This window comes from Gallibacterium genomosp. 1 (assembly GCF_001678575.1).
Taxonomy (GTDB): domain Bacteria; phylum Pseudomonadota; class Gammaproteobacteria; order Enterobacterales; family Pasteurellaceae; genus Gallibacterium.
The window spans coordinates 1-7597 of the sequence record NZ_JTJP01000076.1 but is presented as its reverse complement, the minus strand read 5'-3'; the positions used below and the strand labels follow the sequence as shown (position 1 = coordinate 7597).

Annotated in this window: 6 protein-coding genes; 2 read left to right on the top strand and 4 right to left on the bottom strand. The window is 34.4% G+C overall.

Annotation, left to right across the window (positions count from 1 at the left end; translation table 11 throughout):
- Both QV04_RS11130 and QV04_RS11125 read right to left on the bottom strand, forming a co-directional pair.
- A partial coding sequence (locus tag QV04_RS11130; protein WP_156548368.1) for a TRAP transporter small permease subunit occupies nucleotides 1-161 on the bottom strand: 161 nt, incomplete at its 3' end.
- Nucleotides 158-1126, bottom strand: a complete 969-nt coding sequence (locus QV04_RS11125; RefSeq protein ID WP_231924143.1) for a TRAP transporter substrate-binding protein — start codon at nucleotides 1124-1126, stop codon at nucleotides 158-160. The genes QV04_RS11125 and QV04_RS11130, both read right to left, overlap by 4 nt.
- A gap of 375 nt (nucleotides 1127-1501) precedes the next feature.
- Between QV04_RS11125 and QV04_RS11120 the strand changes: the two genes are divergently transcribed.
- Nucleotides 1502-3016, top strand: a complete 1515-nt coding sequence (locus QV04_RS11120; RefSeq protein ID WP_065230622.1) for a CoA-acylating methylmalonate-semialdehyde dehydrogenase — start codon at nucleotides 1502-1504, stop codon at nucleotides 3014-3016.
- A gap of 169 nt (nucleotides 3017-3185) precedes the next feature.
- Here QV04_RS11120 and QV04_RS11115 read toward each other — a convergent pair whose 3' ends face one another.
- Nucleotides 3186-4850 (bottom strand): putative transporter, encoded by a 1665-nt coding sequence (locus QV04_RS11115; protein WP_065230621.1) that lies wholly within the window; start codon nucleotides 4848-4850, stop codon nucleotides 3186-3188.
- A 181-nt stretch (nucleotides 4851-5031) separates the two neighbouring features.
- Here QV04_RS11115 and QV04_RS11110 point away from each other — a divergent pair, with 181 nt between their 5' ends.
- Entirely contained in the window at nucleotides 5032-6810 is a 1779-nt protein-coding gene (locus tag QV04_RS11110; protein WP_065230620.1) for an ABC transporter ATP-binding protein/permease, read from the top strand.
- An 18-nt stretch (nucleotides 6811-6828) separates the two neighbouring features.
- Here QV04_RS11110 and deoR read toward each other — a convergent pair whose 3' ends face one another.
- The gene (gene deoR, locus QV04_RS11105; protein WP_065230707.1) at nucleotides 6829-7584 is read right to left on the bottom strand and encodes a DNA-binding transcriptional repressor DeoR; all 756 of its coding nucleotides are present in this window, start codon (nucleotides 7582-7584) and stop codon (nucleotides 6829-6831) included.
- Nucleotides 7585-7597 lie beyond the last annotated feature (13 nt).

Genomic DNA, 7597 nt, shown 5'->3' with positions numbered 1-7597 from the left:
ACCCATGCCAGCCAAATAAATAAAAATCTAGACAATTCTTCAGTCCAAGCAAATGGAGTCGAAGTCAAAAACCTAGAGAAAATACCTATTGAAACAGTAATTACTAAAAAAGAGAATAAAAAAACAACTATCCATTCTCTAAAAACATTTATATATTTCATTTTGATATTTCCTCATATAAATTATGCAAATTATTTTTATTAATAAAATTATCTACCATAGATTTTGTTTTTTCTTTTAAAATAGAGAAATCTACTTGATTGAAAATTACACCTTTATCCAATAAATACTTTCTCCATTTTTTATCTGTATCTTGACTTTTTATATAAAAATTATCTACCGCATAATTTACAGCATCAGAAACCCATTTTTTTTCTTGTTGACTTAACGATTGATATTTTTTATTACTAATATTTAATGCTGTAAACGTCATGGCATGTTGAGTTTCATACCAATTTTTAGCAACTTCATTAATTTTTATAGAACTAAGAAATTCAGGATTTCCCTCCATTCCATCCACTACTCCCGTTTGTATTGCTGTATATGCTTCTCCTGAAGGAATCGGGTTAGGAGTAGCTCCAATACTTTTAATTGTGTCAATTAATGTAGGAGAATTTGGAGTTCTAATTTTTATTCCAGAAAAATCACTATTTTTTACCAATGGTGATTTCAAGATGATATTTCTATAAGCAACAGGTTGAATACTAAGGATTTTTACCTCTGAAATTTTTTGTATCTCATCAATCATTGGTTGCATCACATTGCTTGAAAAAATTTTTTTAATTGACATACGATCTTTAAATATATATGGCAAATCTAGTATTCCTATTGGAGGATAATAAGAGCCAATAATACTAGTATCAGAAATTGACATATCTATTGTTCCTAGCTTCATCCCTTCAAATAATTCAACTTGTCCTCCTAAAATACCATTAGGATAAACATCTACAGTTAATGTCCCATCTGACAATTCTTTCAACTTATTTGCAAAATCTAAAACAAGGATATGATTCACATTATCTGTCGTCATATGATGCGCCAATCTTAGAACTGTAGCAGAACTTCCAAAAGAAACAGCTCCAGCCAATAAAAATGTCATTGTTTGTCTAATAAATAAATTACGCATAAGATTCTCCTTAGTTAGTGAATCAATTGATATATAGAACTTTTAACACCTCTCAAAAGAGATATTTCAATAATATTAAATTCAGAATAAAAATTCTGTGATAACACTCACATTTCTATCATTAAAATATTCTTTTGAAGAAAAATTAATCAAGTTAAATTAAATATATGATTTATATAAAATAAATTTATTAATATTCTGAATTTAAGTATATAAATCAACTCATTTAATACATATAGCATAAAATAAGATATTGATTTCTTTTAAATTAATTAAAAAATTAATTTTTCATTTATTTTAAATTGAAATTTTTATTTCAAAAGAGTATGTTATCTCCATCATCAACCTAAAGAATGTTAAACAGAGAGGATTACTATGAACTCAATTATTCCAAATTTTATCAATGGTCAACCTATAGAAAGTGAAAGCCAACGTATTAGTTTTGTTTATAATCCTGCCACTGGTGAGCAGACAAAACAGGTGAAACTTAGTACGACTGCTGAAATGGAAAATGCAATCAGTGCAGCTCAAGATGCTTTTCCGGCTTGGTCTCAGCTATCTCCATTACGTCGGGCAAGAATCTTATTTAAATTTAAAACGTTATTGGAAGAAAACTTTGATGAATTAGCCCGTCTTATTAGTAATGAACACGGAAAAATCTACTCCGATTCTATCGGTGAATTAACCAGAGGGTTGGAAGTAGTCGAGTTTGCAACCGGTATTCCACACCTGCTAAAAGGTGAATTTTCAGCTAATGTAGGGCGTGGTATTGATAGTTTTTCAATGATGCAACCTTTAGGCGTTGTCGCAGGAATCACCCCTTTTAATTTTCCGGCAATGGTGCCAATGTGGATGTTTCCAATTGCATTAGCTTGCGGTAATACTTTTGTATTGAAACCTTCTGAAAAAGATCCTTCATTATCTATTCGTTTAGCTGAATTATTAAAAGAAGCCGGATTACCGGATGGGGTATTTAATGTGGTTCAAGGTGATAAAGAAGTTGTTGATGTTTTATTAAAAGATCCTCGTATTCAAGCAGTAAGTTTCGTTGGATCGACACCAATTGCACAATATATTTATGAAACCGGTTCTAAATATGGAAAACGTGTGCAAGCATTAGGTGGAGCAAAAAATCACGCATTGATTATGCCTGATGCAGATATTGAAACTACAGCTAACTCACTATTAGGAGCAGCTTTCGGCGCCGCTGGCGAACGTTGTATGGCGCTGTCTGTAGCCGTTACAATTGATGATAATTATGCAGATACACTTGTCCAACATTTAATACCAAAAATAAAAGGATTGCGTATTGGTCCAGGAATTTTACCTGAAGGTAAACCAGAAAATGAAATGGGACCATTAATTTCTAAAGCACACTTAGAAAAAGTATCAAGTTATATCGATCAGGGAGTAAATGAAGGCGCAAAATTAGTGGTTGATGGACGAAATTATAAAGTTAAAGGATATGAAAATGGTTATTTCATTGGTGGTAGTTTATTTGACAATGTCACACCTGAAATGACTATTTATAAAGAAGAAATTTTTGGACCTGTTCTCGCAATTGTCCGTGCCAAAAATTATCAGGAAGCTATTCACCTTATTAATATACATCAGTACGGCAACGGTAGTGCAATTTTTACCAGTGATGGTGATGCTGCACGTCAATATAGTCACGATGTCAAAGCCGGTATGGTTGGCATCAATATTCCGATTCCTGTTCCTATGGCATTCCACTGTTTTGGTGGCTGGAAAGCCTCTATCTTTGGTCCTCTTAATGCTTACGGCCCTGATGGAGTTCGTTTTTATACTCGAATGAAGACTGTTACTAGCCGTTGGCCGAATCATAAAGTAAGAGAACAAGGTGCTGCATTTAGTATGCCTACATTATAATTTGAAAAACTTCTAAAATTACGAACGCCTGTGTAATAATCTGCACCCCTGAAATTGGACATATTATCCATAATGACAGCGGTGCAGATTTTTTTATGACCAAATATAACCAACCCGAGCTAAGTCGGGTTGGAGAACAATTAGATAAAGATTTTCTGATTAAGAATTGCTAAGCTGAAAACCACAATAACAGAATTGCTAACAGTTGAGGGGTGATGATCCTGAGGAACATTACCAACGGATATACTGTCGCATAAGAGAGTGAAGCCGCACCGCTTTCTTCTTTTAATGCATTGGCAAATGCTAATGCCGGAGGATCAGTCATTGAACCGGCAAGCAAACCGCAGATGGTGAGGTAATTCAACTTGCCATAAATTCTCGCCACAATTCCGGTAATAAATAACGGAATAAAGGTGATAACAGCACCATAAAGCACCCACTCACCGCCATCACCATCAATTAATGACTCAAGGAAATTACCGCCTGATTTCAACCCGACAACGGAGAGAAACAACACAATGCCAATTTCACGCAATGCTAAGTTAGCACTTGGTGGCATAAACCAATAGAGTTTTCCAATACTACCAATTCTAGCTAAAATTAATGCAACCACTAACGGACCACCTGCAAGCCCAAGTTTCAATGCCACAGGGAAACCTGGAATTTGTACCGGAATAGAACCCAATAACACCCCAAGACCGATACCGATAAAGACCGGCAACATCTGAACTTGTTGTAATTTTTGCTGCGCATTTCCGATAATGGCGGTAACTGCTTCAATGGCATCCAAACGACCAACAAGATTCAATACGTCCCCGAACTGTAAGCTAGTATTCTGGCTAGGAACCAATTCAACCCCAGCACGGTTCAAACGAGAAATAACTACTTCATATTTTTGGTGGATATTTAAATCACGAATTTTTTTACCAAGAACCTGTTCATTGGTCACAACAACACGAACAGTACGCAAATCCGTACCTCGTGTCGTTAATAGTTCATTTGCTGCCAACTCACCAACAACTAATTGAACACGATGAAGTACTGCAGGTTCTCCAACTAAATGCAAATAATCGTTTAAATTTACGATAGTGTCATCCTTCGGTACCAATAACAAATCACCACGTTTTAAACGTGAACAAATTACATCTTTCAGTTCTAAACCTGGGATTTCAGACATCCGCAATCCGGCCAAATTAGGGTTAGTAACACGTACATTAATTGCACTAAGTGTTTCTTTATCGTGATTCATTTCACGTTCAAAGGCTGCCGCTTCTTGATCTACTTTAATTTTAAAGAATAAACGAATTAACCACATTGTTAATAAAATACCGCAAATACCGAACGGATAAGCCATTGCATAAGCTGTACCCATTGTTTCTGTGATATTAGTAAAACCAAGTTCTGCTAGGATTTGCTGTCCTGCACCTAAAGACGGAGTATTAGTAATTGCACCGGAGAAGATCCCTAAAATAACCGGAAGTTCCAATCCAAACAATTGATACATTACGATAACAATTAATGCGCCTAAAAAAACGATCATCATTGCAAATAAATTCAGTTTTAGACCGGATGATCTTAAAGAAGAGAAGAAGCCCGGGCCAACTTGAATTCCGATAGTATAAACAAACAGAATCAAACCGAATTCTTGCACAAAGTGCATGGTGTGAGCATCTAATGTAATACCATACTGCGTTGTGAAATGTGAAACCAATATTCCACCAAACAGCACACCGCCGATCCCTAAACCGACGCCCCTAATTTTCCAGTGTCCTATCCATAATCCAAGTACAGCAACTAATGATAGGAGACTGATAGTGATAGCAATATCACTCATACAACTACTCCTTAATAGTTAAAAAATAAAACTGCGCAAGATTATATTGCTTTCTAAGATGAAAAAAACTGAGGAAAGGCAAATTTTATTGAATTTTTTACAAAAATTTTTGCCTAAACGACTTTATCTAGGCAAAATAGCCCACAGTTTTTTTAAAAAATAAAATATCTCGGATTTTTCAATGGATTTAGTCTCTGAAGCAATTAATTCTTTTTGGTGGATTGCCAAAAGTTTTATTATCAGCTCAATTTGTTTTGCAATCGCACTGTTTTTACTGATCAAATCAACTCGATGGGGACATCAATTTTGGCAACTGGCTAAACATTATTTTGTCGGCAAACAAGGCATTGCCCCGATTGCTACCTTTTGTGTAATTGTCCTGCTGACTCTACTTTCTGTTAGAATCGATGTAATTTTCTCGCAATGGTACAACAATATGTACAAAGCATTGCAGGAACTGGATGAAACAGCATTCTGGCAACAAATGATTTTTTTCGGTGTTATCGTCAGTATTAACTTACTAAATGCGCTTATTATCTACTACATCAAAAATCGTTTTAATATTCATTGGCGAGAATGGCTCAACCAACATTTTTTAGATCGTTGGCTATCAGATCAAACCTTTTATAAAACACAATTCAGCTATAACCAATTAGATAATCCTGATCAACGTATTCAACAGGACATTACCTCTTATATTGAAAACTCTCTCAATTTTGCTACCGGCGTGATTAGTGCCTGTGTTTCGATTGTCGCCTTCACCATTATCCTTTGGAATCTATCCGGTCCAATGACTATCGCCGGAGTAGAAATTCCACATATGATGGTTTATCTCGTTTTTATTTATGTTTTAATTACCAGTGTTTTTGCGTTCAAACTTGGTCGCCCATTAATTAAGCTAAACTTTGCTAATGAAAAATTAAACGCCGACTATCGTTATTCACTGATCCGCTTAAAAGAATATGCGGAAAGTATCGCTTTTTATGCCGGTGAAAAAATAGAGCGAATTTTGTTAAATCAACAATTTAAACGCATTATTGATAATGTTTGGAAACTTGTTTTCCGTACACTAAAACTTTCAGGATTTAATATTGTAGTTAGCCAAATTTCTGTAGTGTTTCCATTTATTATTCAAGCACAACGTTTTTTCTCTAAACAAATTACATTGGGAGATATGGTACAGACTGCACAAGCATTCGGGCAAGTTCACAATTCGCTTTCATTTTTTCGTAATAGCTATGACACCTTCACTGAATATCGTGCAACATTAGATCGTTTAAGCGGATTTACCGCTGCAATGCAAAGCTGCCAATCACATTCAACTGCTCATATTCTGCCTTCACAAAGCAATGTTGTTTTTGAAAATCTCTCAATTTATAACGCAGACGGGAAAGTATTACTCAAACAACTCAATCTAACCTTAACTAACGGACAACGTTTATTAATCCAAGGTCCATCAGGCATTGGTAAAACCACTTTATTACGCACAATTGCCGGCTTATGGCTTTATTCAGATGGGAAAATTTATTGCCCACAACAAACACTGTTTTTATCACAGAAAAGCTACTTGCCTCAAGGCAGTTTACGCGCAACGTTATATTATCCGAACCCTATCCCACAACAGAATCAACAAAATGCAGTTGATGTATTGAAATCCGTTCAATTAGCACATTTGGTTGATAAATTAGACGAAGAACGTGACTGGACACGCATTCTCTCACTGGGTGAACAACAGCGACTTGCAATTGCTCGCTTACTTTTAACTAAACCTAAAGTGGCTTTCTTAGACGAAGCCACATCCAGTATGGATGAAGGGTTGGAATTTGCGATGTATCAATTAATTCTCGACCGACTTCCTGACACCATTTTAATTAGTGTCGGACATCGTTCAACCTTAAAACAGCATCACAATATTTCACTAATGTTGACAGGGAATGGGGAGTGGAATACTTTTCAATAAACTTATCAAGAAAATATCTTAGATAAGATTAACAAATTTCTTTCTATCAAATTGAAACTGGGGTGGCAATGGTTGATCACATATTATTATGTTAAATTCATCTAATTCTCCTATATATGCTGGGTAAACAAAATTAAATTTTGAATGATCAAAAACCAATATTTTTTCTTTTGCTCTCATCATTGCCTGTTGCTTAACTTGTGCTTCATTAAAATGAAAACAAGTAAGCCCATTATTTACATCTACTCCTGAAGTAGCTATAAAAGCTTTTGTAGTGCAAATAGAATCCAAAATATCTTTGGCTTGTATAGAAGTTACTAATTCATTATCTCTACAGTAATTTCCTCCACATAAAATAATTTCACAATTCCTTTTTTCTCGTAATACCATAAATACATTTATTGAACAACATACTGCAGTAAAATTTATATTATCAGGTATATGAGATGCAATAAAAGGGATTGTAGTACCACAATCAAAAAAAACAATATCTCCATTTTCAACAAGTTTTGAAGCAACTTTTCCTAGTAGCATTTTTTCCACAATATTCTTATCTTGTTGATCAGATAAAAAATAATTACTCTTATGATTAATTTTTTTTACCAAATACCCTCCTAATAAAACTATAGAGCCGTCGCTATTGCTAATATCTCTTCTAATTGTCATTTCGGAAACATTTAAAATTTCTGATGCATCTCTTAAATGAAGTTTTTCCACTTGATTTAATAGAACTTTTAATTGTTGAATTCTACTTTTGTTTTTTTTATCATACATAAAAACACCCATA

Coding starts and splice junctions, on each gene's coding strand:
- QV04_RS11125 (WP_231924143.1), bottom strand. CDS start 1,126: ATGCGTAATTTATTTATTAGACAAACAATGACATTTTTATTGGCTGGA.
- deoR (WP_065230707.1), bottom strand. CDS start 7,584: ATGTATGATAAAAAAAACAAAAGTAGAATTCAACAATTAAAAGTTCTA.
- QV04_RS11110 (WP_065230620.1), top strand. CDS start 5,032: ATGGATTTAGTCTCTGAAGCAATTAATTCTTTTTGGTGGATTGCCAAA.
- QV04_RS11115 (WP_065230621.1), bottom strand. CDS start 4,850: ATGAGTGATATTGCTATCACTATCAGTCTCCTATCATTAGTTGCTGTA.
- QV04_RS11120 (WP_065230622.1), top strand. CDS start 1,502: ATGAACTCAATTATTCCAAATTTTATCAATGGTCAACCTATAGAAAGT.